This is a genomic window from Gordonia effusa NBRC 100432 (genome assembly GCF_000241305.1).
Taxonomy (GTDB): Bacteria; Actinomycetota; Actinomycetes; order Mycobacteriales; family Mycobacteriaceae; genus Gordonia; species Gordonia effusa.
Genome location: NZ_BAEH01000091.1, coordinates 1 through 24,344 on the forward strand (window position 1 = coordinate 1; position 24,344 = coordinate 24,344).

Genomic DNA, 24,344 nt, shown 5'->3' on the forward strand with positions numbered 1-24,344 from the left:
ATGTCGGCGTCGGCGTAGACGATGTTGGGACTCTTGCCGCCCAGTTCCAACGACACCTTCTTCAGGTTGCCCTTCGCCGCGTCGACGATGAGTTTGCCGACCTCGGTCGAACCGGTGAACGCGACTTTGTCGACGTCCATATGCGCGGATAGGGCTGCGCCGGCATCACCGTATCCGGGGACGATGTTCACGACACCGGGTGGGAAGCCGGCCTCCTCGAAGAGTTCGCCGAGCATGAGTGCCGAAAGTGGTGTCTGCTCAGCGGGTTTGAGCACGACCGTGTTGCCGGCGGCCAATGCTGGAGCGATCTTCCAGGTGGCCATCAGGATTGGGAAATTCCACGGAACGATCTGGCCGCAGACGCCGACCGGCTCGCGCAAGGTGTAGGCGTGGAATTGGCCACCGGGTGCGAACGGCATCGACACGTTGACGCTGTCGCCGTTGATCTTGGTGGCGAGTCCGGCGTTGTAGCGGAAGACATCCGCCGACCACGCGACGTCGACCGCGGTCGCGATGGTCGCGGCTTTGCCGTTGTCGAGGGCTTCGAGCTGGCCGAAGATTTCCGCGCGTTCGCTGAGCAGGTCGCCGACGCGCCAGATCAACCGTTCCCGCTCGTTCGGTTTCATCCGCGACCACGGACCTTCCTCGAAGGCGATCCGTGCGGCTTTGACGGCCTTGTCGACATCGGCGGCAGTGCCATGTGCCACGCCGGTGATTCGCTGACCGTTCGCCGGGTCGAAGGTGTCGAAGGTCCGGCCCGACTCGGCGTCGACCCAGGCTCCGCCGATCAGCATCTTGCGGTCACGGGAGACGAAGTCACGCACAGCGGGTAGCAGTGCCGTGTCGGCGGTGATTGTCATGGAGCCCTCCAGGCGAATCGATGAGGTTGTATCTGATGTGAGCGGGGACACAGTGGACCCATGTCATTTTTCGCATGTGCGCGGCGCGATGAACTGTCCAGAAACTGAACAGTGCTCGGGCCGGAGGCGGTTGTGTTGGCTGCGTTCCGACAGTGCGTCCGTATTCCGACACCGCGTGGGTGTCGGAACTGGGATCTCGAGTCGGAGGTCGCCGGGCATAATCGAGGCATGGTTCTGCGCGCCCCCGATGACGTCGTCGTGTGTCTTCGCCGCGCGCGTGACCATGCGGATCGTCATTTCGCCCAACCGCTTCGGCTCGATCAGTTGGCCGCTATCGCGGGCATTAGCAAGTACCACTTCCAGCGCCTGTTCGTCGCGACATACGGCATGTCGCCGGCCGAGTATCTTTCGCGGCGGCGGATCGAACGAGCTCAGGATCTGCTGCGCGCGACCAATTTGACGGTTACCGAAATCTGTGTGGCAGTGGGCTTTTCGAGCCTGGGTTCGTTTAGTTCGCGGTTCACCGACTTGGTGGGAGAGTCGCCGTCGCAGTTCCGGCAACGCTATAGCGACGGTGCTCCGCGCATACCGGGCTGCTACTTGTTCATGGCCGGCTTGGCTGAGAGGTATCCGGCATCGGGTTCAGATTCCTAGTCGGTTAGGTTCCGCAATCTGGGAGAAGCGGATTGTCAGACCTCCGCCCTAGTCTCGACGCATGATCACAAACATTTCGCTCCTGTCCGTGTGGGTCAAAGACATCGATGACTCCAAAAAGTTCTATACCGAGATCCTCGGCTTCGAGCTCAAAGACGACATGACGCTCGGCGAGGATTTTCGGTGGTGCACCGTCGTGCACCCGTCGCAGCCTGAGCTTCAGGTCCATCTGACAACGCCGAGTAGGCCGCTCTCCGATGACCTGATCGCCGCCATGCAGCGAGCCCAAAACGAGGGAGGGCTTCCCGGGCTCGGTCTGGCGGTGGATGACTGTCAGGCGACCTACGAAGAACTGTCTGCAAAGGGCGTCGAATTCCTTCAGAAGCCGGAGCAGCGTCCCTACGGTGTCGAAGCGTTGATGCGCGATAACTCTGGCAACTGGATGGTGTTGGTAGAGGCGCGGGAGTACAGCCCGGAGGATTTCGAGGGGGTGGACCTGGGGTGATAACCAGATTTCGTGATTAGCCGCGGATGCCTAGCGCGCGTATGCGTGAGTAGAGCGTTGTCCGGCTGACCCCGAGAGCTTTGGCGGCATGCACCTTGTTGTGGCCGGCAGCGTCGAGAGCATCGATGATGGCTTGCCGCTCGGCTTGTTCACGTCCGGTCAATCGCGATGCGCGAGTGATACTTCGGTACTGCGGGGGGAGGTCAGCGACATCGACCTGACGGGCGGCGCGGTCCAAGGTGGACGCGGCGGCGTGATCGATCACCACGCGCAATTCGCTGAGGTTGCCGGGCCATTGTGCCGACGCCAGTGCGTCGGCGGCCGCCGCTGACAGCTTGAGTCGAGGATCGACGTCGGCGAGCATCTGCCCAGCCAGTGACACAATCTCGCCGACTCGCTGACGCAATGGTGCGAGGTCGATTCGCTTGCGGCACACCGAGATTAACGCGTTAACCGATGGTCGTGCGATGGCGCCGGGGCCGGTCACGACCACCAACGATGGGCCCGACTGGTCGGCTTGAGTGACCACCTTGTGCAGCAGCAGGATCGATTGGTCGTCGAGCATGTCGGCGTCGTCGACCACGAGTGTGTGGCCGAGCTGGCGGGCCGTGGCGATCAGTTGTGGCAGATCCACGCGTGTTCCGGTGATGAGGCTGTCGGCGACGTCGGCGAACAGCTGGTTCGTCGCCGGGCTGGAGGTGGCGGTAGTCCGGCCGGTGCCCGGCTCGCCGGTGATGGCGAGCGAGTCGATCGTCGAGATAGTCGAAGTCCGTCGGGTCGACGATAGGGCTTGTGGCGCAGACGATTCCACTGGGCGCAGCCGGAACAGAGCGGCGTCGCGGACACCTGGGACCCGCTCGACGGCAACCTCGGCGACGCTTCCGGTGCTCAGCGTCAGCAGTAGGCGGTCCGACGCCGTGGCTGTCTCGGCAGCGACTATTCGGAGGGTCCCGAAATCGGCCGGGCTTAGGAGTTGTGCGGCAAGGGAATTGGTGAGTTGAAGGTCGTCGCCGATGGCGGCTACGGCAATGTCGCGTCGTGGTGCCGCTCGGCCGAATGCGTCGATCAAGGCGCGTTGCTCGGCGCGGGAGCGGTCGAGCAGTCGGTCCTGGATGTCGTCGACTAAGCCGTTGACGAAGGGCGTCGACAATGGGTTGGAGCGTGGCCCCACTTCGGTCATACAGACGGTACCGACGAGTCGTCGGGTCGCGGGGTGCACGATCGGCCGGCCGAAACAGCTCAACTTCTTGAACTGTTCGAGGTAGTGCTCTGAGCCGTTGATGACTATGCCGCCGCGCGTCTCGGTCGGCGTCCCGAGCGCGGTGGTGCCCATAATGTCCTCGGCGAACATCGCTCCGGTGGTCGCGCCCAGGCCATCGAGCGCTCGCTCGACGGCGATGCCGGAAACCACTCGCGAGACCAATTGGCAGTTGTGGTCGACGAGTAGGAGTGCGGTTCCGGTGTCGGCGAGTTCGTCACCGGCCTTGCGGAGGATCGGGCGCGCGGCGTCGAGGAGCGGGTCTGCCGACGTGACGTCGGAGATGACGGGAGTAGGGCGGCAGTCCGGGGTGAGGCCCGACATCTCCGACCGACGCCATGACGCGGCTATGACGTTTCGACGGGGTATTGCCTGGGGCATGGTGAGGTGCACCTCCACCACACACTGTGGCATACCTCACTACTTGGACGCGAGACTGTCCTCGAGGTAGCGGGGTTTGCACGCGACGTAGGCGCCGCTGACCAGCACCAAAACCGCGCCGACCAGGAAGGCGAACGGAACGGTCCAGCCGTGTGTCCAGGTGTGCAAGAGCCCGAAGAACAGCGGCCCGGCACATGCCAGCAGGTAGCCGACGCCCTGGGTGAACCCGGACAGCGACGCCGACCCGCTCGGTGTTCGGGTCCGCAAGTTGATGAGGGTCAGGGCCATCGGGAATGTCGTCGGACCCAGCCCGAGCAGTGCCACCCACAGCACGGTGCCATGTAACGGCGCCCACAACAGCCCGGCGAAACCGGCGAGCAAGCAGGCGACGAAAATCAGCACCCAGCCGAATGGGTTGGCGAACCGTGCGGTCACCGTGGGCGCGAAGAGCGTTGCCGCAAAGCCGACCGCGGAGAAGACGGCAACCATCGCGCCGCCGAAACTCTCGGATGCCCCGGCGTCGGTGAGGATGCGTGGAACCCACGCGAACATCGAATAGGTGACCAACGACGTCATGCCGAACATCAACGACATACCCCAGGCCAGGGGTGCGCGCCAGACCGGCAGCGATGGTCCCGTGGGTTCGCCGGTGTGATCAGCGACGTCGTGACCGCGTCGAGCGCGGACCACCCACACCCACGGAAGTAGCGCGGCCAGCGGAACCAGTGCCCAGATAGCGAGCGAGATACGCCAGCCATGAGCATCGGCCAGCGGGACCGCGATCGCGGCAGGCACTGCCGTGCCCAATTGCACGCAGGTGATGTAGACCGTGCTCATCATCGCAACCCGATCGCCGAAGTAGCGTTTGACCAGCGGTGGGATAACGATGTTGCCTATGCCCATTCCGGCCAGCGCGACGCCGGACAGGATTAGCAGCGCCGATGTACTCGACACGGCCGAGCGTGCGGCGATACCGATCACGGTGGCGGCGACGGCGACGAGGGTTAATCGTTCGAGGCCGAACCGTCGTCCAAGGGTGGGAGCGACGATGCCGGCGATTCCGAACATCGCGGTCGGCATCATGCCGAACACGCCGATCATCGCGTCGCCGAAACCGATCTCGGTCGACATCCGGGAGAGAAGCGGTGCCATCGAGGTGACGGCCGAGCGAAGGCTGAGCGAGAACAGGACTATCGCGACGAGAACGATCGCGCGCCCTACGGACAGGGATCGCGCATTTGTGGTCGATGGAATGGCTTGTGCGGCTATCGGCTCACTCGATGTCGTCGACATTGGCAAATCATAGGATGAATGGTCGTATTGAAACAACGTGATTTAGACTGCCTGGGTGCAGACGGTTAAGAAGCAGAGTCTCATCGCGCAGGTCACCGAGCAGTTGCGCGGAGAGATTACCGCGGGGAGGTGGGGTGTTGGCGAGCGAATTCCTACCGAGCCCGAGCTGTGTGAGATCACCGGAACAGCGCGAAACACAGTGCGTGAGGCGGTCCAATCGCTGGTTCATTCGGGGCTCTTGGAACGACGCCAGGGGTCGGGGACCTACGTGATCGCGACCGACGAACAGGAAGTGCTGCTCGGCGGCTATTTCGGTGCCGCCCGACGTCGGGATCTGCTGGAATTGCGGGAAGCGCTCGATGTGACCGCGGCCGTGCTGGCGGCGCAGCGACGCGACGACGCCGACATCGCGATGCTGCGTCAAATACTCGACAATCGCAACCAACTGTGGCGCCGGGATGACATCGACGACCCGGTTGAGCGTGACGAGCTCATTTCGGCCGATCTTGAACTGCATCGCGCGATCGTCGTCGCCAGCCACAACGCGATTTACCTGTCCTTCTACGACTCGCTACTGCCGACGTTGCGCACATTCATCGCCGAAAACGGGGTCGGATCGGACCTGTCACATGAGGCCAGCCATACCGGCCTGGTGCAGGCGGTGATCGACGGCGATGCGGTGCAGGCGGCCGCTTCGGCGCGATCATTGTTGCGATGCCTGGCGGCTGGGCCCACCGGGGAGTAAGTGTCGGTCCCGCCGACTACGGTGGTCGCCATGCGCATCGCCACCTGGAACGTGAACTCGGTGACTCCCCGTGTACCCCGACTGCTGCCGTGGCTCGATCAACGACAACCCGACGTCGTCTGCTTGCAGGAGACCAAACTCGGGGCCGAGGCTTTCGGAGAGTTGCTCGGTGACGAATTGTCTTCTCGCGGTTACCAATTCGCGCACAATGGGCAGGGGCAATGGAACGGGGTAGCATTGCTGAGCAAGGTCGGGCTCGACGACGTGCGGCACGGTGTGCAGGACGGTCCGGGTTTTCCGGAGATCGATGGTCCGCAGGAGGCCCGGGCCATCTCCGCCCTCTGCGGTGAAGGTGACGCGCAAGTGCGCGTCTACTCCGTGTACGTACCCAACGGCCGAGAACCCGAATCGGATCACTATCAGTACAAGTTGGCCTGGCTGGAGAAGTTGCGGGCCGATGTCGCGCAGCACGCGGCGACGTCGGTGATCTGTGGCGATGTCAATATCGCGCCGACTGACGCCGACGTTTTCGATCCTGCCGCGTATGTGGGGCACACCCACGTCACCGAGCCGGAGCGGGCGGCGCTCGCGGCGATCGAAGCCGAGGGGCTGGCCGACGTTGTGCGCAAGCGGTGGCCGTCCGAGCGGGTGTTCAGTTACTGGGACTACCGGGCCGGAATGTTCCACAAAGACCTCGGCATGCGGATCGACCTCATCATGGCCGGCGAAGCGGTTGCCTCGCGAGTCGAGGCGGCATGGGTCGATCGGCAGTCGCGCAAGGGGACAAAGCCGAGCGATCACGCGGCCGTCATCGTCGATCTCGACGTCGCACCCGACGGCGACGTCGGGCCGATGGTTCCGCCACCGTCGAATCCAGCCAAACGTGGTGGCGCGAAGGTGAAGCTGCCGCAGGCAACTGAGTGATCGCGCAAATTTCGTCCCCGTGAGTGGGGCCGAAGGGCAATATGCCCTCGGGCCTCGCTGAGGGGGACGGAAATTCGCGACGACATCCTCCTGCGGGGCGAGGTGGTCCCTAGCTGGTCGAGTGCCGAGGAGCGTTAGCGACGAGGTGGTTCCTGGCTGGTCGAGTGCCGAGGAGCGTTAGCGACGAGGTGTATCGAGACCCGCACGCACCTCACCGAACGCCGTCGGGCACCTGGCTCACCAGTGCCGCGCGTTAGTATGGAGTTCATATCGCGTTCGCGCTGACAGGCAGCGATTTTGACCTGTGCATTCGGGGTCGGTAGAGTGTTTCGGCGGTGCCCGGCAAATGCTGGGCCAGTCTGCATGCTTTTGGCAAGGGTTGGAATCAGCGAGATTCTCCGACCTGACCCAGATGTCATGAACAGGCTGACATGCGATGCCGGGGCTGGATGTCTGACACGCCCGACCCCGGGGTGGCAATAGATGTACTGACCAGGGCGAAAGCCTTGGTGGGGCGAGTTGTAGAGGTAGCCGAAACACCAACTGGTGGGCATCGACTACTTGCCCGGAGCAACAACTGCAACGACTTGAGAAGTTCGAAACCAAGGAAGAAAGAACTCAGTGCCAACTATTAACCAGCTCGTCCGTAAGGGCCGTCAGGACAAGGCGTCGATCAAGAAGACCGCCGCTCTGAAGGGCAGCCCGCAGCGTCGTGGAGTGTGCACCCGCGTGTACACGACCACCCCGAAGAAGCCGAACTCCGCTCTGCGTAAGGTCGCCCGTGTGCGCCTGACCAGCGGCGTCGAGGTTACCGCTTACATCCCCGGTGAAGGCCACAACCTGCAGGAGCACTCGATGGTGCTCGTGCGCGGTGGTCGTGTGAAGGACCTCCCCGGTGTGCGTTACCGCATCATCCGCGGTTCGCTCGACACCCAGGGTGTCAAGGATCGCAAGCAGGCACGTAGCCGTTACGGCGCTAAGAAGGGAAGCTAGTCATGCCACGTAAAGGACCCGCTCCCAAGCGCCCGCTCATCAACGACCCGGTCTACGGTTCGCCGCTGGTTACCCAGCTCGTGAACAAGATCCTGCTCGATGGGAAGAAGTCGACCGCCGAGCGCATCGTCTACCAAGCCCTCGAACAGGCCCGCGAGAAGACCGGCACCGATCCGGTCCTGACGCTCAAGAAGGCGTTGGAGAACGTGAAGCCGACCCTCGAGGTGAAGAGCCGTCGTGTTGGTGGCGCCACATACCAGGTGCCGATCGAGGTCAAGCCGGGTCGTGCGAACACCCTCGCGCTGCGTTGGCTGGTCACCTTCAGCCGTCAGCGTCGTGAGAAGACCATGACCGAGCGTCTGGCCAACGAGTTGCTCGACGCCAGCAATGGTCTCGGCGCCTCGGTGAAGCGCCGTGAGGACACGCACAAGATGGCCGAGGCCAACCGTGCGTTCGCTCACTACCGCTGGTAGACCGCTAGAACTGCTGTCGGCGGGCGAGGATCACCGAGCTCGCCGACAGTGCGGGAATCCTTCCCGCTGACCGTCAGACTTAGTCCAAAGCCTTTCCCGAAGGGAACCGAATGGCACAGGAAGTGCTCGCCGACCTGAACAAGGTTCGCAACATCGGCATCATGGCGCACATCGATGCCGGCAAGACCACCACCACCGAGCGGATTCTGTTCTACACCGGTGTGAACTACAAGATCGGTGAAACCCACGACGGTGCTTCGACCACCGACTGGATGGAGCAGGAGAAAGAGCGCGGCATCACGATCACGTCGGCCGCCGTGACCTGCTTCTGGAACAAGAACCAGATCAACATCATCGACACCCCCGGACACGTCGACTTCACCGTCGAGGTGGAGCGCAGCCTCCGCGTCCTCGACGGCGCGGTTGCCGTATTCGACGGCAAAGAGGGTGTGGAGCCGCAGTCCGAGCAGGTGTGGCGCCAGGCCGAGAAGTACGAAGTTCCGCGTATCTGCTTTGTCAACAAGATGGACAAGCTGGGTGCAGACTTCTACTTCACCGTGCAGACCATCAAGGACCGCCTCGGCGCGAAGCCGTTGGTCCTGCAGCTCCCGATCGGCGCCGAGGATGAGTTCGACGGCGTCGTCGACCTGATCGAGCAGAAGGCCATCACCTGGCGCGGCACCGTCGCGATCGGTGCTGAGCCGACCGTCGAAGAGATCCCCGCGGACCTCGTCGACAAGGTTGCCGAGTACCGGGAACAGCTCCTGGAGACCGTCGCCGAGAGCGACGAAGCCCTCATGGAGAAGTACTTCGGTGGCGAAGAACTCACCATCGAAGAGATCAAGGGTGCGATCCGCAAGCTCACCGTGAGCCGTGAGCTCTATCCGGTGATCTGTGGCTCGGCGTTCAAGAACAAGGGCGTTCAGCCCATGCTCGACGCGGTCATCGACTACCTGCCGTCGCCGCTCGACGTCCCCTCGGTCGAGGGTCACGCCGTTGGCGACGAAGAAGAGGTTCTGTCGCGTAAGCCGTCATCCGACGAGCCGTTCTCGGCGCTTGCGTTCAAGATCGCGGCACACCCGTTCTTCGGCAAGCTGACCTTCGTGCGCGTCTACTCGGGCCACATCACCGCGGGCACCCAGGTGCTCAACGCGACCAAGGGCAAGAAAGAGCGCATCGGCAAGCTCTTCCAGATGCACGCCAACAAGGAAATGCCGGTTGAGGATGCGACCGCGGGCCACATCTACGCGATGATCGGCCTGAAGGACACCACCACCGGTGACACCCTGTGTGATTCGGCTGCGCCGATCGTGCTGGAGTCGATGAGCTTCCCGGACCCGGTCATCAACGTCTCGATCGAGCCGAAGACCAAGTCCGACCAGGAGAAGCTGGGCACCGCGATCCAGAAGCTCGCCGAAGAGGACCCGACCTTCTCGGTCAAGCTCGACGACGAGACCGGCCAGACCGTCATCGGCGGTATGGGCGAACTCCACCTCGACATCCTCGTCGACCGCATGAAGCGCGAGTTCAAGGTCGAGGCCAACGTCGGCAAGCCGCAGGTGGCCTACCGTGAGACGATCCGCAAGATTGTGGAGAAGCACGAGTACACCCACAAGAAGCAGACCGGTGGTTCGGGTCAGTTCGCTAAGGTCATCATCAAGCTGGAGCCCCTTGTGGACGCCGAAGATGGTGCGACCTACGAATTCAACAATGCCGTGACCGGTGGTCGTGTTCCGCGTGAGTACATCCCTTCGGTGGATGCCGGTGCGCAGGACGCGATGCAGTACGGCGTTCTCGCCGGCTACCCGCTGGTCAACTTGAAGGTCACTCTGCTCGACGGTCAGTACCACGACGTCGACTCGTCGGAAATGGCCTTCAAGATCGCCGGATCGGCGGCTCTCAAAGAGGCTGCGAGGATGGCGAGTCCCGTCATCCTCGAACCGATCATGGCCGTCGAGGTCACGACGCCCGAGGATTACATGGGTGACGTGATCGGCGACCTGAACTCCCGCCGTGGCCAGATCCAGGCCATGGAGGAGCGCAGCGGTGCGCGTGTCGTCAAGGCACAGGTTCCGCTGTCGGAGATGTTTGGCTACATCGGAGACCTTCGGTCGAAGACTCAGGGCCGGGCAAACTACTCCATGGTCTTTGACTCGTACGCTGAAGTACCGGCGAACGTGTCGAAGGAGATCATCGCGAAGGCGACGGGCGAGTAAGTCACCTGTTGTCTGCGGGTCCGCGCCACGGCGCGAAAATTACCAAGTAAACACAGCACTGTCGGGATCCACTCGACAGCGATAACAGTCCAGGAGGACATCAAGTGGGCAAGGCGAAGTTCGAGCGGACCAAGCCGCACGTGAACATCGGCACCATCGGTCACGTCGACCACGGCAAGACCACCACCACGGCAGCCATCACCAAGGTGCTCGCCGATCAGTACCCGGATCTCAACGAGAGCTTCGCGTTCGATCAGATCGACAAGGCTCCTGAGGAGAAGGCTCGTGGTATCACGATCAACATCTCCCACGTCGAGTACCAGACGGAGAAGCGCCACTACGCGCACGTTGATGCGCCGGGTCACGCCGACTACATCAAGAACATGATCACCGGTGCCGCTCAGATGGACGGCGCGATCCTCGTCGTCGCCGCCACTGACGGCCCGATGCCGCAGACCCGCGAGCACGTGCTGCTCGCTCGTCAGGTTGGTGTTCCTTACATCCTCGTCGCACTGAACAAGGCCGACATGGTCGACGACGACGAGATCATGGAGCTCGTCGAGATGGAGGTCCGCGAACTGCTGGCCGCCCAGGAATTCGACGAGGATGCTCCCGTCGTGCCGATCTCGGCGCTCAAGGCGCTTGAGGGCGACGAGAAGTGGGTTAAGTCGATCCAGGACCTGATGGCCGCTGTCGACGAGTCGGTTCCGGACCCAGTCCGCGAGACCGAGAAGCCCTTCCTCATGCCTGTCGAGGACGTCTTCACCATCACCGGTCGTGGCACCGTTGTCACCGGTCGTGTGGAGCGCGGCGAGGTCAAGGTCAACGAGGAAGTCGAGATCGTCGGCATCCGCGAGAAGAGCACCAAGACCATCGTCACCGGCATCGAAATGTTCCACAAGCTTCTCGACTCGGCTCAGGCTGGCGACAACGCCGGTCTGCTGCTCCGTGGCCTGAAGCGTGAGGACGTCGAGCGTGGCCAGGTCGTCGTGAAGCCGGGTACCACCACCCCGCACACCGACTTCGAGGGCCAGGCGTACATCCTGTCGAAGGATGAGGGTGGTCGTCACACCCCGTTCTTCAACAACTACCGTCCGCAGTTCTACTTCCGTACCACCGACGTGACCGGCGTCGTTACCCTCCCCGAGGGCACCGAAATGGTCATGCCAGGCGACAACACCGAGATGAGCGTCAAGCTCATCCAGCCGGTCGCCATGGACGAGGGCCTGCGCTTCGCGATCCGCGAGGGTGGCCGCACCGTTGGTGCCGGCCGCGTCACCAAGATCATCGCCTGATCTTTCGGTAACAGCGCGAAGGCGCCCAACCACGAAAGTGGTTGGGCGCCTTTTGTTTTTTGGCTGAACATAGGCTGAAGTCTCCGCCGTCAGAAGGTGCGAGGTCGATATTCCCTCGGGCGTGCTCTTCCCGCAGATTCAGTCGACCTCTGCCGTCGATGGTCGCGTACAGTCGGAGACTGTGGGTCGACGTTACTCTCGATGGTCGAGTGTCGTCGTGCGAGCTTGCGAGCCCGACGGTGTATCGAGACCCGGTGAGTTGACATCGAAAAGATTTGCACGACAACGTGTTTGGGTTCAGAGGCTGGTGTGTCTGAGGTCCCGATACACCTCGTCGCTGCGCTCCTCGGCGCTCGGGCCAGCGGAGAGGACTCCGCCGATCTTCGACACTGGACCGCCCACCGTTGGCCCAACTCGTGATCGGTAGCGTCGGAATAGTCGTAATCTTCCACCTATGACAACAATGTTCGGCGAGGCCGGCGCCAAATCGACCGGTGGCAGTGGTTTCCTCGGCTCGTTCCTGAAGTCGCTGGCGTTCATCATGGTGTGCGGCATCGTCGGACCGATCTTTCTGGTGATGTACTTCGTCATCGACGAGCCGGGCATCGAATGGATGCTGTGGACCGGCATCGGCGTCACGATCCTGAACGTAGTGATCGCTTTCTTCGTCGCCCGCGGATCCACGAAGATGAAAGCGAAGCTCGCTCGAATGCAGGCTTCCGGTCACATGGCATTGGCCGACATTACGTCCCTGCGACAGACCAACGTTCAGATCAACGATCAACCGGTCATGCAGTTGGGCCTGCGTATCCATGGCGATGGCGTCCCGACTTTCGACGTCGACATTCGTAAGACCGTACCGATCGTCGCGCAGGCGATGTTGCACCGCAGAGTGTTGGCGGTACTGGTGGACCCGGCCACCAGAGAGTTCGAAATCGATTGGCAGGCAACAGGAATGATCACCGGTTCGGTCCCCGCGCAATTTACGTCTAGTGAAGACGGGCGCACCTACGACCTCACCGGACAATCCGAACCGCTTATCAGGATTCTCGAGGTACTTCGCAAACACGGAGTGGGCAATAGCGGAACCATCGACTTGCGAAGCAACCCAATGGCCCGCGCGGAAGTAATGGCCATCGTGCGGCAGTACGGTTCGGGCGCCCAACCTCCGACATCGCCGCACGGTGGTACCGGACAGTTCGCGGGCAGCGCTCCGACGTCGTTGGCCAAACCGGTCCCACAGCGTTCGTTGACCGAGCGGCTCGCTGAACTCGACGCCCTCTACTCGGCGGGGCGGATCGATTCGACCGAGTATCAGCAGGCCCGACAGCGAGTGCTGAGCGATCTGTAGTCGCGCCATTTCGGGTTCGCCCCATAGCTGTGGAGTCTTCCCACCGATATAGCTATGGGACGGCACCGCAGAGGTCGGAAGAGCAAACAGACCCGACAGTCCCAATAACCCCATACATCACTTTAGTCACAATAGCCACTTTGGTCACCGGCTGGTCTCGAACCGATTCTCGTTGCGACACATGCCTTGTCCTGCATGGAGAGGGCGAATAAGTTTCGTTCGTGCCCAGCCATTACCCCTCGCCGCTCCGTGCGCGTCGACGACGCGCGTTCGGCATCGTCGTCGCCGGTCTTGCCATCGTTTTGTCCGCGGTGACTATCACCGTCGTCGGCGCCGGGCATGGCGACGCCGCCACTCGCCAGCGCTTCTACGTGAGCGGCTGCGGAATGCCAACCAGCCCAGTTGATATGTGGACCCGAGGCGGAAACTACAAGACGGCGATCGCGCTCGATGGCCTTCGCGCGACAACCGACATGAGCGGCTGGCGGCACAACACGCGCATCCAGAAGATGGCCGATCATGGCGTGAATGTTATTGAGCCAGTTGGTGGTTTGGGAAGTTTCTATACAAACTGGGACAAGAAGAGCAAGCTCAGCAAGGTCAAATACCGCTATATGTGGACCTGCCGACTCGACACCATCGTTCGCGAACTCGATGCCCGCGGACTCGCGGTCGGCAAATGGGGCAAGTACGCGCTGATGGGTATTTCGATGGGTGGCAATGCCGCAATGATCTACGCGGTCAACCATCGCAAGCGATTCTCGCATGCGTTCTCGATGTCGGGGTACTTGAACTTGTCGGCCCCAAGCATGCGGGAAGGTATTCGTGCGGCGTTGGTCGACGCGGGTGTCCAAGCCGGCGTTGGGCCACTCGACGCCGATGCGATGTGGGGTCCACCCTGGAGTAAACGCTGGCTCGACAACGATCCTTTCCTGCAAACCCAGCGCATGAAGGGCATGAAGTTACGCATCGGCGCGTCAACCGGACTGTGGGGCGTCCACGATCGCGAGCCGGTATCCGCGGTGAAGGGCACACCGCTGGAATTGCTGGCCCTGGCCCAAACACGAGCTTTCGAAGTATCTGCACTTCGTGCCGGAGTAGATGTTTCCAGTGATTACCCGACGCAGGGAACCCATGACTGGGGCTACTGGAACGATATGGTCTGGCGCGCCAAGAACAGCGGCTGGTTCCGCGACCGCTAGGTCACAGAACCGTTCGCCGGCCGGGGAAGGCGCACAGATACCGGGCTCGAACCGTCAAACATCAACCCGCAGTGGGGTGTTCGACGTCGAACCCGGTATCTGAGCGTGGCTGGCCGAACGATGTCGAGCCGACGAGCTGCCCGAATCTAGGCGCGTGCACCTAACTCGTCGACAGTCGGATCTTGAGATGGCGGGTCGACCGACGGCAGCGGGTCGGGCACCACCTCGTCGCTCACCGACGGCTCACCCAGCTTCACGATGACTACACCGGCGAGAATCAGTGCGCCGCCGAGCAATTGGACCAGGGTAGGTACCTGTCCAAGTAGTAGCCAGGCAAACACGATTGCCGCGACCACCTCGGCAAGTGCGACGAACGACGCCAATCGCGAGCCGAGCCGTCGGGCTGCGGCTATCCCGGTAACGTAGGCAACAGCAGCGGTTATTACGCCGAGAACGAGAAGTGCTGCCCACCAAGGTAATTGGTGCCCTCCCAAGGTGACATTCGCTGTGCTCGAACTCATCGGCAGTACACCGACGACGCCCAACAGGCTGAGTCCGATCGCGGCGGTGATCAGGCCGCCGCCGGCTAATGTGACCGCTGGCACGGTTGTTCGCATACTTCCGGACATGATGAAGTAACCGGCAGCACCGATGGTTGCTCCCAACGCCCATGCGACACCGACGGCATCGAGACGCACTCCGCCGAAGATTTGTAACACCAACGCGAGCCCGGCGGCGGCCACCAACGCGCCGACAAGTGTGCGCCATGTCGGCCGCTGCCCGTGTCGCACCCACATCCACCCGACAACGACTACCGGCGCCAGATATTCGATGAGTAGTGCCACGCCAACCTGCAGTGTCTCGACAGCGTAGAAGTAGCAGAGTTGCGGCAGGGCCACCGCGATCGCTCCGTACGCCGCCATTGCCCCAAGCGTGCTGCGGCGCAACAGCTCACGTAGTCGGCCAGTCATGTGGCCGATGGCAACCGGCGCCAGGACTAGTGCGGCGATGGCGATGCGGATGGTGACAGCCGCCGACGCGGACCACCCGGTATCGAGCAGTGCGCGCGCGATAGGACCCGAGAGCCCGAATGACGACGCCGAGATCAATGCGAAGACGAGGCCGGTTCGGACCCTACTTCGAGCTGTGTCATCGGCTAAACTCTCCATGCCAATTACGGTAGATCGGGTAGATGTAAGCTGTCAACATGTTCAATGCCGATGACACGGTGAGTTCGCTCGAGTCTGCGGTCGCGCTGGTAAACGGCAGAGCTACCGATGCCGACCCGCTAGCGTCGGTCGACGCGCTCGCCGAGCACTATGTCCGCTATGGGTACACCGGTCGCCACGATCGCACCGAAGACGAGTTGGGCGCCATTCGCGCAGTGCGACCGCGGCTGCGGCAACTGTTGACCAGCAACCGTGACGATGCCGCGTTGGTCGTCAACGAAATGTTGGTTCAGGTCGGCGCGGTGCCGCAGCTCGTGCGCCACGGTAGCGTCGACTGGCATATGCACGCCGTATCATCCGATGCGCCACTGGTCGATCGAATCATCGGCGAGACGGCGCTCGCCATGATGGATCTGATTCGCGCGCAAGAAGTTTCGCGGCTCGGAGTGTGTGCCGCCGACGATTGCGACGATATCGTGTTGGACTTCTCGCGCAATAGATCGAAGCGGTTTTGCTCGACGCGATGTACCAACCGCGTTGCCGTTGCGGCGTTTCGAGCGAGGCAAACGCAGGCGCGCGCGGATGAGGCGTGACCCGTAAAGTCAGATGATGCGAGTATTTCACCGGCTCACCGACGGAGGTGAACTGTGTCTGGCCGCTGCGGCGTCCGGCGACCCGTCAGATCGCCCGGTCGTTTTGGTGCACGGGATGGCTAGCGATCACACCACCTGGCGCGCGTTGTGTCGAGAATTGCGCAAAGCAGGGCGATCGGTGGTATCGGTAGATCTGCGCGGCCATGGTCGGAGCGGACGCGCAAAGACCTATCACCTCAACGACTTTCGCGACGACCTTGACTTCATCGTCGAGGAATTTTCCCTCGATGGCTTCGACCTTGTCGGTCACTCCCTAGGCGCGCATTCCGCGCTGCGGTTGGCGACGAAAATGCCCGCGCGCGTGAATCGTCTTGTGCTGGAAGAGTGTCCGCCGATGCCGAGAAATCAGGCGGACATCGACGAGGAGATCGTCCCGACCGCGACATTCGGCGAGAGAATACGCGGCGTCTCGGCGCTCGTCGCAAACCCCCTGCCGTTGATGCGATTCGACCGCGCGATTCCGGCGCAGGTTGGTCGGGAGTTCGAGACCGCCGCGCCCGAATGGTGGTCGGGACTAGCGAATCTTCCGGCTCCGACGTTGGTGATATCCGGTGGCAGCCGGAGTTTCTTGCCACCGCGTCATTTGAAGTCGTTGGCAGATGCCTTGCCGGGCGGCTCATTTCAGACAATCGAAGCAGGACACAGCGTGCATCGAGACCGCAGTCAAGAATTCATCTGCACCGTGCTGGACTTTCTCGACTAGCGGGCTTCGATAGGTCGAGTGCCGAGAAGCTTTGCGGGCGAGGGGTTTCCACGATAGGTCGAGTGCCGAGAAGCTTTGCGGGCGAGGGGTTTCCACGGTTGGTCGAGCGTCGAGAAGCTTTGCGGGTGAGGAATTTCCGCAGTTGGTCGAGTGCCGAGGAGCGCTAGCGACGAGGTGTATCGAGACCACCCAGCCCGGTCCTACCTGTTGTACAACGGCCTTGGATCGACGCCCACCGCTTTCCAGCCTTCGTATGCCCAGGGCACGTACAGCATTTTGAGTGGGAGACGATTGACCACCGGGTTTATGAATCGCATGAACGCCGCGAAGCGATCGAACCGCTTTTGCTTCCGATCGTCCCACTCAAGGTCGCATACCTCGCGCATCTGCCGAGGCAGGGTGCCGACGACGACGGTCCGGATGAATCCGTTGAGCGGTGCAGAAGCGATGCGCCACAACGGTTTCGGGATCTTCTTCGGTCCGGGGATGCCGCGGCGGATGTACCCCGTCGCGTAGACGATCGTGCGTGTCGGCACAAACTGATCGAGCATCGACTCCCAGTACTCGACGAACTCCTCGTATGTCTGAGGTTGATTCCGTGAACTCACGCCGTACAGCTCGTACCAGATTTTCGACTCCTCGAAGATCTGCACCTTCTCCTCGTAGGAGAGTCGTCTGATGAACGTGTCGGTGATGTAGAGGACCTGGTCGACAAATGTCGCATGCGCCCAATAGAACAGCTCGGGATTCAGTGCGTGATAACGGGATCCGTCGCTGATGGTGCCTTTGATGTCGCGGTGGAAGTCGCGGACTTTGCGGCCCCAGCGATGCGGATCGGTGCTGTAGACCGTCCGCATGATGGGAGGACCGCTGCGCTGGGCGCGACCGATGAAGTCGCTGAAGATAATCGAATGATCCTCGACCGCTTTGCCGAGTTGTTCGATGCAGTTCTCGGTGCCGGCTAATCGCTGAAACCCAAGGATGCCGCGGGAGTCGCCGTAGTACTTCCACACCAGGGAGTCGGCACCTAGTCGGGGTTTCGCGTCGGCGACATCGTCGGCGACGATCATCGGGACCGCTTCGCGCATGCCTTCTTGCACTGTCATGGCTTGAGCGTAGCGCACTTTGGAACAAATTATCAGATGTGTTCCAAACTGGCTACAGTGGTGACGCTGGACGCGGCTCATAGAGTTGCAGACATGACTCCGCTGCCAGCACTCGCCGACCTGCTGCATTCCGCTCACGTTTGCGCGTTGCCCATGCGCGTGAAGTTCCGCGGAATTACCACGCGCGAGGTCGTGATCTTCGACGGCCCGGCGGGCTGGGGTGAGTTCTCGCCATTCGCCGAATATGACGATGATGAATCGTCGTCCTGGCTGGCCGCCGGTATCGAAGCCGCCTATCTCGGTCCGCCGACTCCGGTGCGCGACGTCGTCGAAGTCAACGCGACGGTTCCCGCCGTGCCCGCCGAGCAGGTCGCCACGGTGCTCGCGCGTTATGAGGGCGCGACGACAGCGAAAGTCAAGGTTGCCGAGCCGGGGCAGACGCTGTCCGACGACGTCGACCGCGTGGCCGCCGCCCGCGATGTGGTGCCGAACGTTCGCATTGACGCCAACGGCAAATGGACTGTGCCACAGGCGATTGAGGCCATCGCCGCGATCGGTGAGGTGCAGTATGTCGAGCAGCCGTGTGTCAGCGTCGAAGAACTGGCGCAGGTACGACGTGCCGTCTCGGTCCCGATAGCCGCCGACGAGTCGATCCGTCGGGTGCACGACCCGATGCGTGTCGTCGCACTCGATGCCGCCGACATCGCGGTGCTCAAGGTGGCTCCGCTTGGCGGTATGCGGGCGGTGCTTCGATTGGCCGAGCAGATGACGATGCCCGTCGTGGTGTCGAGCGCACTGGATTCGGCAGTCGGTATCTCCGCCGGCGTGGCGACCGCCGCCGCGTTGCCGTCGCTGGAGCTCGCGTGCGGACTTGGCACCGGCACGATGTTCGTTGACGACGTGGCCGAGCCGTTTCGTCCGGTCGGCGGGACGGTATCGCCTCGCGCGGTGACGCCGTTCGGTGAGCTGCCGCTAGCGGCTCCCGACCGTGATGCCTGGTGGCGCGAACGGCTTAGCAGGTGTTATCGCGTACTGGCTGAGCTGCCTGACTGACGACGACACCGAATGAAACATATCTCGACATTTGTTCCAATGCGCGCTACGGTGAGGTAAGTCACTGGCAGCCCAGTGCCGTGCCACCTCTCGTGAACTGGAGTTTCTCTGATGACCGCAGTGTTCGCCAAAGCGCCCGAAGGTAGTGAATTGCGCGAGGTCCCCAAGTCAGATCGCAACGGCATTCTGGAGATCATGCAGATGCGCCGCGACCCATTCGGGTACGCCGACGAGAAGCTGGCCCAGTACGGAAAAACCTCCGCGCTTAACGCATTTGGCATCAAGATTGTCACCGCGAGCGGTGCGCGCGCCGCCGAGCAGATTCTGATGAATAAGGACAAGGCGTTCGCCAACGGACCCGCGTGGAGTTACTTCATCGGTCCGTTTTTCAATCGCGGCGTGATGCTTCTCGACTTTGATGAGCACCGCCACCACCGCCACATCCTGCAGCAAGCATTCACGCCGAAGGTTCTCAAGGGCTACATGGACGAGATGCAGCCGATGGTTGCCGAACGCATGTCACGCTTTCCAACCGGTGACGTGAAGTTGTTCAGCGAATTCAAGGAACTCACCCTCGACGTCGCGCTCGAAGTCTTCCTCGGCCTGGAGTTGCCGAAGAAAGAGGCCGACAAACTCAACAAGGCATTTATCGAGACCGTGCGCGCGGGTGTCGCGTATGTACGCAAGCCGGTTCCCGGCGGTCGGTGGTGGAAGGGGCTGCGCTCACGCAAGATCCTCGAAGAATTCTTCTATGCCAACATCGCGGCTAAACGCGCCACGCAGACGCCCGACCTGTTCTCGGTTCTGTGCCACGCGGAAAGTGAAGAGGGAGACCGCTTTACCGACGAGGATGTCGTCAACCACATGATCTTCGTGTTGATGGCCGCTCACGACACCTCGACTATCACGATGACTCAAATGGCGTACCGGATGGCGAAATCGCCGGAATGGCAAGACAGCGCACGAGCCCAGTCACTTGAGCTTGACGCGCAACTGACCTACGACGATTTGGCCCGACTCGACGTCCTCGACGCGGTCATGAAGGAATCGCTGCGGATGTGTCCGCCGGTGCCCGCGCAGCCGCGGATGGCCATCAAAGATACTGAGATACAAGGGTTTTACATTCCCAAGGGCACGCTCGTCAGTGTCCCGCAGCTGACCAACCATCGCGATCCCGAGTTCTTCACCAATCCCGATATCTTCGATCCGGAGCGCTTCAGCAAGGAGCGCAAAGAGGATAAAGGCCATCGCATGGCGTGGATCCCGTTCGGCGGCGGTGTGCACAAGTGCATTGGCTTGTATTTTGGGCAGATGGAAATCAAGACGATCATGCATCATTTGCTGCGCGGCTACGAGTGGTCGGTGCCGGCCGACTACGAGATTCCGATGGATTACAGCTCGCTGCCGGTGCCTAAGGACAAACTGCCCGTCACTATTCGGCGCCGTTGATGGCGACGACGCGAAAGGTGCGCAGTACCGCGACGCCCGAAGACCAGGAGGCATCGATCCTCTCGGCGGCGGCCGCGGAATTCGCCGCGGTTGGTGTTCGTCGCGCGAATATGGACGAAGTTGCCGCCAACGCCGGTGTTAGTCGATCGACGCTGTATCGCCGTTTTCCCAACAAAGACAATCTGCTCATCGCTGTCGCCACTCAGATATACGAAGTTGGTATGAAACAGTTGGAGGAAGCGGTCGAGGGACTCTCCGCGCAAGACGCGCTTATCGAGGCGTTTGCCGTTGGCGCGCAAATGATTTCCGAGGATCCGCTGCTCAATCGTATGGTGCTCGAAGACTATGAGGTGCGCAGCGTAACCGCGTCGATGAATGCCCTTTTCATCGACATGGTCACCGCGCGCGTCGCCGAGACATTGCGCGGAGCCGGCGCCACCATGCCCGACGCCGACCTGACTCAGGCTGTGGAACTTCATGTGCGCCTGGTCATTTCCTATCTCGAGATCCCGGGGTCCGACGAGGAAGCTCGAACCCCCGACGGAGCACGGGCGCTGGCCTCGAAGTTCCTCGCCCCAATGATTTGGTAATCCTCATCCACACAGGAGTTTTCAATGGCATTGCGTGACTTTCCTCGATCCTTGGCGCCCGCGGCGCGTGCTGACGCGCGGCTACAGAAGGTGCGAGAAGCGCTGGGCGGCAAGGTTATCGCTGTCACCGGCGGTGCCCGCGGAATTGGTTTCGAGACCGCGACCCAACTGTTGGCCGCGGGCGCGAAGGTCGCGATCGGTGACGTCGACGAAGAGGCAGTTGGTAAGGCAGCGGCCGATCTTGGCGTCGAAGGGCTGCATCTCGACGTGACCGATCCGGCGTCGTTCGAGAAGTTTCTCGATGGCGTGGAGAAGGCGCACGGACCGGTCGACGTGTTGATCAACAATGCCGGGATCATGCCGGTCGGGCCGTTTCTGCAATACAGCGAGGCGCTAATTCGGCGTACCTTCGACATCGACACGCTCGGCGTGATCTTCGGGGCACAAGCCGCCGGACGCCGGATGTCGCCGCGCGGCACTGGTCAAATCCTCAATATCTCGTCGGTTGCCGGACGCTTGCCAATGCCGGGTCTGTCGATCTACAACGCGGCGAAGGCGGCCGTCATCGAACTCACCGAGGCGCTCGACGCCGAATTGTCGCCGTCGGGTGTGCGGGTCAGCACCGTGATGCCAACCTTCACCAACACCGGATTGATCACCGGACTGGCAACCAACAAGTTCATCGCGACTGTCGAGCCGAAAGATGTTGCGGCGCAGGTATTGTGGACGATCGCAAAACCCAAGGTACGCGCGGCCGCACCGCGATCGATGGCGTGGGTGCACGCGAATACTCTGACGCCGCAACCGGTTAAGCGGGCCGTGCGTCGAATGACCAAGCTCGACACCATCTTCCTCAGCTACGACGAAGCGGCACGCGGGGAGTACTCCAAGCGGATCGGGCAGTAGCCGCGGCGCGCGACTCGGCGGGTGATAACGACTGCGCAGCGTTTGCACACGTCAGCGCAGTAGAAGACCTTCAACAGTTTGACTGCCGTGCCGACCATAGGACGTAGCCGAATGTATGTAGGTATTGTGCCCGCGTTGGGCCAATTCGCGGTGTCGGGCACACTCTATGGTGGCGGACCTCTCTACACTAGAACGTGTTCTAGTTTGCCTGTAGGGTGGTCGCACCAGAAAGAGGGATATGACCGACGACCGTGCACTGCTCGCCGCCTATCGTTCGGCGCGCGCCGACCAGGCGCGTGCTTCGTCGGCCGTCTTCGACGCCGAGGTTCTCGCCGGTCGTCGCCGGCCGCTTTGGCACTGGCCCCTTCGAGTCGTGACATTCGTTGTGGTGGTGGCGCTGGCGTTCGCCGTCGTCGGCCTCATCGAATGGCGACGTTCCGACCACAGCTACACCGACGCCGACTACATCGGTGCCGTCACAAAACGTATCGAACTGCTGCTCAGTCCCGACTATCGCCGGCCCGAACAGGTCAAGCGCGTCCTGGCGGGAGCCACCGGCACGTTCTACGACGAGTTCGCTCAATCAGCCGATGCGTATACGACTTTTGTTAGCAAAGCGGGAACGGTGTCTACTGGTCGAGTCACCGGCGCCGGGGTTTCCCGCCGAATCGGCGATGACGCTGAAATACTGGTTGCGGCAACGGCGGACCTGGCCGCCCAAGCAGACCGCCCGGCATCGTCGCGTGAGTTCCGCCTGCGCACCGTCGTCACACCCGAAGATGGCGTCCTCAAACTCTCGATGGTGCAGTACCTGCCATGACCGCCGACTCCGATCAAACAAGAGCCGACGCGACAACCGGCTCTGCGCGAGCCGACGCGGCAGCTGCGATCTCGGACCGCCGTCGGGCAGCGCTGCTCGGTGCGCTGGCGGTAGTCGTCATGGTTCTTGTCGGACTCGTCACGTGGCAGTGGACGCGGTTGTCCGACGAAAACGCGATCGAGGACGCCCGATCTCAACTGCGGGCACAGGCTGGAACCATTGTGGCGCAGGTACTCTCGCGCGGAACCTATTGGGACGCCGACCGCATCCGGGCCCGAGGGCTGGTCACTGACGCCTACGCGCGACGTAACGAACTCGACAAAAAGGGCCCCGGCCTGGTTACCGACTACGCAACTCATTGGAAGCCGACGACGGTGGCGATTGTCGACGCTGATGCGACGTCGGGAACCGTGCTTATCGACGGAAACTCGATCAGAGTCATCCAGGCCGCTCCGTCGCCGACACCCCAAACGCTGTCGGTGCAGTTCGTTTCGATCGATGGTCGCTGGCTGGTTGATCAGATCGACGTGGTGCGTTGATGACAACTGGCCCCGACGACTCGCAGCGACTGGTAGTCGCTCGTGCCGAACTGGTTAAGTCCACGCGTGCAACGCGATTGGCGGCTATCGCTGCTCGTGACGCTTTTCGGCGCCGGGCGCGGCGCCGTCGTCGACAACTCACCATCGCGATCGTTACCACTGTGATTGTCGCGCTCTCGCTGGCGATCATGTTGGTAGTCATACCTTTTCGGGTTACCGCCGCGCGCGACGCCGGCCAGCGTGACGATGCTGTACTGACCGCCGCGACGTCGGCGATAACCACGATGCTCAGTGCTGACCCGAAACACGCTGAGCAATACGCGGATTCGGTCATCGCGGTCAGTACCGCAGGTCAACGGGATCGACTACGTGCCGGCCGACAAGAGCTGATCGGTGAGATTGCCGGGCAGGAGGCGGTCAGCACTGGAGTCGTGCTGTCGGCGGGTCTCATCACTGATCCGTCAGATACCACCGACGCCACCGCTGAGGTGCTGCTTGTCGCCGAGGCCACCAATCCCGCACTGATCGGCGGAGACCCCAAGCAGAAGCGAATGCCCATAGCGGTCACCATGCGCTCCGATGGCGGGACGTGGAAAATCGCGAAAGCGGGACTGCGATGAGCGCGATCTATCGTTCACGTCTCGTGGCGGTGCTGGCCGCGGCTGCGATAGCGCTAGCCGTCGTCGGATTCGCGGGACTGGTTGCGGCACACCGGAATGACGTCAATCATCCGACCACTGACGAACGCACGACGGTCCAGCAGGCCGCCGCGGACGCGGTGGCCGCCCTAATGACATTCTCTCCAGCCGACGACCCACCTCGCCGGGAGGTGGTGGCGAAACTTACCGGGCGTATGGCAGCCGAATACCGCACGCAGGGACCGGATCTCATCCTGCCCAACGCTGTCGAGTCGCGAACCTCCATGTCCGCCAAGGTCATTGGGGCAGCGGTCAATTCCTACTCGACCGACGAAGCTCGCGTACTTGTATTCGTCGACCAACAGGTCGACGTGCCCGGTCTAACGCGAGACAATCCCGGTGGAGAACGAGTGACGGCGTCGCGATGGGCAGTGATGCACCGGCACGACGGTGTGTGGTTGCTCAAAGACCTGACGCTCGTCGACGCGAGCGGTGATTCATGACCGGCGTGAAAACCGCACGCGCAGCCCTGTCCGGGGGCGTATTGCCCTCGGCGACGTCGCTACGT

At 62.1% G+C, this 24,344-nt stretch carries 25 protein-coding genes; 20 read left to right on the forward strand and 5 right to left on the reverse strand.

What is annotated here, in order from left to right; genetic code table 11:
* Positions 1–860 (reverse strand): aldehyde dehydrogenase family protein (locus GOEFS_RS15345; RefSeq protein ID WP_007318845.1); only part of this gene is annotated, 860 nt, incomplete at its 3' end.
* A gap of 228 nt (positions 861–1,088) precedes the next feature.
* On the opposite strand from GOEFS_RS15345, the gene GOEFS_RS15350 reads away from it, so the two are divergent.
* Together GOEFS_RS15350 and GOEFS_RS15355 are read left to right on the forward strand one after the other, a co-directional pair.
* The gene (locus GOEFS_RS15350; protein WP_040525255.1) at positions 1,089–1,514 is read left to right on the forward strand and encodes a helix-turn-helix domain-containing protein; all 426 of its coding nucleotides are present in this window, start codon (positions 1,089–1,091) and stop codon (positions 1,512–1,514) included.
* A 61-nt stretch (positions 1,515–1,575) separates the two neighbouring features.
* A complete protein-coding gene (locus tag GOEFS_RS15355; RefSeq protein WP_007318847.1) occupies positions 1,576–2,019 on the forward strand; it encodes a VOC family protein in 444 nt (147 codons plus the stop codon).
* 16 nt (positions 2,020–2,035) lie between these two features.
* Here the strand turns inward: GOEFS_RS15355 and GOEFS_RS15360 are convergent, their stop codons facing one another.
* Both GOEFS_RS15360 and GOEFS_RS15365 read right to left on the reverse strand, forming a co-directional pair.
* Complete coding sequence (locus GOEFS_RS15360) at positions 2,036–3,691, reverse strand: sigma-54-dependent Fis family transcriptional regulator (RefSeq protein WP_007318848.1); 1,656 nt, start codon at positions 3,689–3,691, stop codon at positions 2,036–2,038.
* Between the two features lie 6 nt (positions 3,692–3,697).
* On the reverse strand, positions 3,698–4,951 hold the full coding sequence (locus tag GOEFS_RS15365) for a CynX/NimT family MFS transporter (protein WP_050949925.1): 1,254 nt from the start codon (positions 4,949–4,951) through the stop codon (positions 3,698–3,700).
* 55 nt (positions 4,952–5,006) lie between these two features.
* On the opposite strand from GOEFS_RS15365, the gene GOEFS_RS15370 reads away from it, so the two are divergent.
* The 8 genes from GOEFS_RS15370 to GOEFS_RS15405 all read left to right on the forward strand — a co-directional run bounded on the left by GOEFS_RS15370 (position 5,007) and on the right by GOEFS_RS15405 (position 14,150).
* Positions 5,007–5,696 (forward strand): FadR/GntR family transcriptional regulator, encoded by a 690-nt coding sequence (locus GOEFS_RS15370; RefSeq protein WP_007318850.1) that lies wholly within the window; start codon positions 5,007–5,009, stop codon positions 5,694–5,696.
* A 30-nt stretch (positions 5,697–5,726) separates the two neighbouring features.
* A complete protein-coding gene (locus GOEFS_RS15375) occupies positions 5,727–6,620 on the forward strand; it encodes an exodeoxyribonuclease III (protein WP_007318851.1) in 894 nt (297 codons plus the stop codon).
* Positions 6,621–7,241: 621 nt separating this feature from the next.
* The gene (rpsL, locus tag GOEFS_RS15380) at positions 7,242–7,613 is read left to right on the forward strand and encodes a 30S ribosomal protein S12 (RefSeq protein WP_007318852.1); all 372 of its coding nucleotides are present in this window, start codon (positions 7,242–7,244) and stop codon (positions 7,611–7,613) included.
* 2 nt (positions 7,614–7,615) lie between these two features.
* Positions 7,616–8,086, forward strand: coding sequence for a 30S ribosomal protein S7 (gene rpsG / locus GOEFS_RS15385; RefSeq protein ID WP_007318853.1), 471 nt, complete (start codon positions 7,616–7,618; stop codon positions 8,084–8,086).
* 110 nt (positions 8,087–8,196) lie between these two features.
* A complete protein-coding gene (fusA, locus tag GOEFS_RS15390) occupies positions 8,197–10,302 on the forward strand; it encodes an elongation factor G (protein ID WP_007318854.1) in 2,106 nt (701 codons plus the stop codon).
* Positions 10,303–10,406: 104 nt separating this feature from the next.
* Positions 10,407–11,597: an elongation factor Tu gene (gene tuf, locus GOEFS_RS15395; protein WP_007318855.1), complete on the forward strand. Its 1,191-nt coding sequence runs from the start codon at positions 10,407–10,409 to the stop codon at positions 11,595–11,597.
* Between the two features lie 454 nt (positions 11,598–12,051).
* Positions 12,052–12,948, forward strand: a complete 897-nt coding sequence (locus GOEFS_RS15400) for an SHOCT domain-containing protein (protein WP_211600666.1) — start codon at positions 12,052–12,054, stop codon at positions 12,946–12,948.
* 221 nt (positions 12,949–13,169) lie between these two features.
* Positions 13,170–14,150 carry an alpha/beta hydrolase gene (locus GOEFS_RS15405; protein WP_007318857.1) on the forward strand — a complete coding sequence of 327 codons (981 nt, stop codon included), beginning with the start codon at positions 13,170–13,172 and terminating at the stop codon, positions 14,148–14,150.
* A gap of 146 nt (positions 14,151–14,296) precedes the next feature.
* Here GOEFS_RS15405 and GOEFS_RS15410 read toward each other — a convergent pair whose 3' ends face one another.
* Positions 14,297–15,319, reverse strand: a complete 1,023-nt coding sequence (locus GOEFS_RS15410; RefSeq protein ID WP_007318858.1) for an EamA family transporter — start codon at positions 15,317–15,319, stop codon at positions 14,297–14,299.
* Positions 15,320–15,357: 38 nt separating this feature from the next.
* Here GOEFS_RS15410 and GOEFS_RS15415 point away from each other — a divergent pair, with 38 nt between their 5' ends.
* Together GOEFS_RS15415 and GOEFS_RS15420 are read left to right on the forward strand one after the other, a co-directional pair.
* Positions 15,358–15,912 (forward strand): CGNR zinc finger domain-containing protein, encoded by a 555-nt coding sequence (locus GOEFS_RS15415; RefSeq protein WP_007318859.1) that lies wholly within the window; start codon positions 15,358–15,360, stop codon positions 15,910–15,912.
* A gap of 16 nt (positions 15,913–15,928) precedes the next feature.
* Positions 15,929–16,675 (forward strand): alpha/beta fold hydrolase, encoded by a 747-nt coding sequence (locus GOEFS_RS15420; RefSeq protein WP_040525264.1) that lies wholly within the window; start codon positions 15,929–15,931, stop codon positions 16,673–16,675.
* 200 nt (positions 16,676–16,875) lie between these two features.
* Here GOEFS_RS15420 and GOEFS_RS15425 read toward each other — a convergent pair whose 3' ends face one another.
* Positions 16,876–17,781, reverse strand: coding sequence for an oxygenase MpaB family protein (locus GOEFS_RS15425; protein ID WP_040525256.1), 906 nt, complete (start codon positions 17,779–17,781; stop codon positions 16,876–16,878).
* Between the two features lie 93 nt (positions 17,782–17,874).
* Between GOEFS_RS15425 and GOEFS_RS15430 the strand changes: the two genes are divergently transcribed.
* The 8 genes from GOEFS_RS15430 (at position 17,875) to GOEFS_RS15465 (ending at position 24,279) form a co-directional block, all read left to right on the forward strand.
* Entirely contained in the window at positions 17,875–18,834 is a 960-nt protein-coding gene (locus GOEFS_RS15430; RefSeq protein ID WP_007318862.1) for an o-succinylbenzoate synthase, read from the forward strand.
* A 111-nt stretch (positions 18,835–18,945) separates the two neighbouring features.
* Complete coding sequence (locus GOEFS_RS15435) at positions 18,946–20,283, forward strand: cytochrome P450 (protein ID WP_007318863.1); 1,338 nt, start codon at positions 18,946–18,948, stop codon at positions 20,281–20,283.
* Positions 20,283–20,873: a TetR/AcrR family transcriptional regulator gene (locus tag GOEFS_RS15440; protein WP_007318864.1), complete on the forward strand. Its 591-nt coding sequence runs from the start codon at positions 20,283–20,285 to the stop codon at positions 20,871–20,873. The genes GOEFS_RS15435 and GOEFS_RS15440 overlap by 1 nt, the downstream gene beginning before the upstream one ends.
* Before the next feature lie 24 nt (positions 20,874–20,897).
* Positions 20,898–21,779: an SDR family oxidoreductase gene (locus tag GOEFS_RS15445; RefSeq protein ID WP_007318865.1), complete on the forward strand. Its 882-nt coding sequence runs from the start codon at positions 20,898–20,900 to the stop codon at positions 21,777–21,779.
* Between the two features lie 238 nt (positions 21,780–22,017).
* Positions 22,018–22,599 (forward strand): Rv1363c family protein, encoded by a 582-nt coding sequence (locus tag GOEFS_RS15450; RefSeq protein ID WP_007318866.1) that lies wholly within the window; start codon positions 22,018–22,020, stop codon positions 22,597–22,599.
* Entirely contained in the window at positions 22,596–23,138 is a 543-nt protein-coding gene (locus tag GOEFS_RS15455) for a hypothetical protein (protein ID WP_007318867.1), read from the forward strand. The genes GOEFS_RS15450 and GOEFS_RS15455 overlap by 4 nt, the downstream gene beginning before the upstream one ends.
* Positions 23,138–23,758, forward strand: coding sequence for an Rv1363c family protein (locus GOEFS_RS15460; RefSeq protein WP_007318868.1), 621 nt, complete (start codon positions 23,138–23,140; stop codon positions 23,756–23,758). The genes GOEFS_RS15455 and GOEFS_RS15460 overlap by 1 nt, the downstream gene beginning before the upstream one ends.
* Positions 23,755–24,279, forward strand: a complete 525-nt coding sequence (locus GOEFS_RS15465) for a hypothetical protein (RefSeq protein WP_007318869.1) — start codon at positions 23,755–23,757, stop codon at positions 24,277–24,279. The genes GOEFS_RS15460 and GOEFS_RS15465 overlap by 4 nt, the downstream gene beginning before the upstream one ends.
* Positions 24,280–24,344 lie beyond the last annotated feature (65 nt).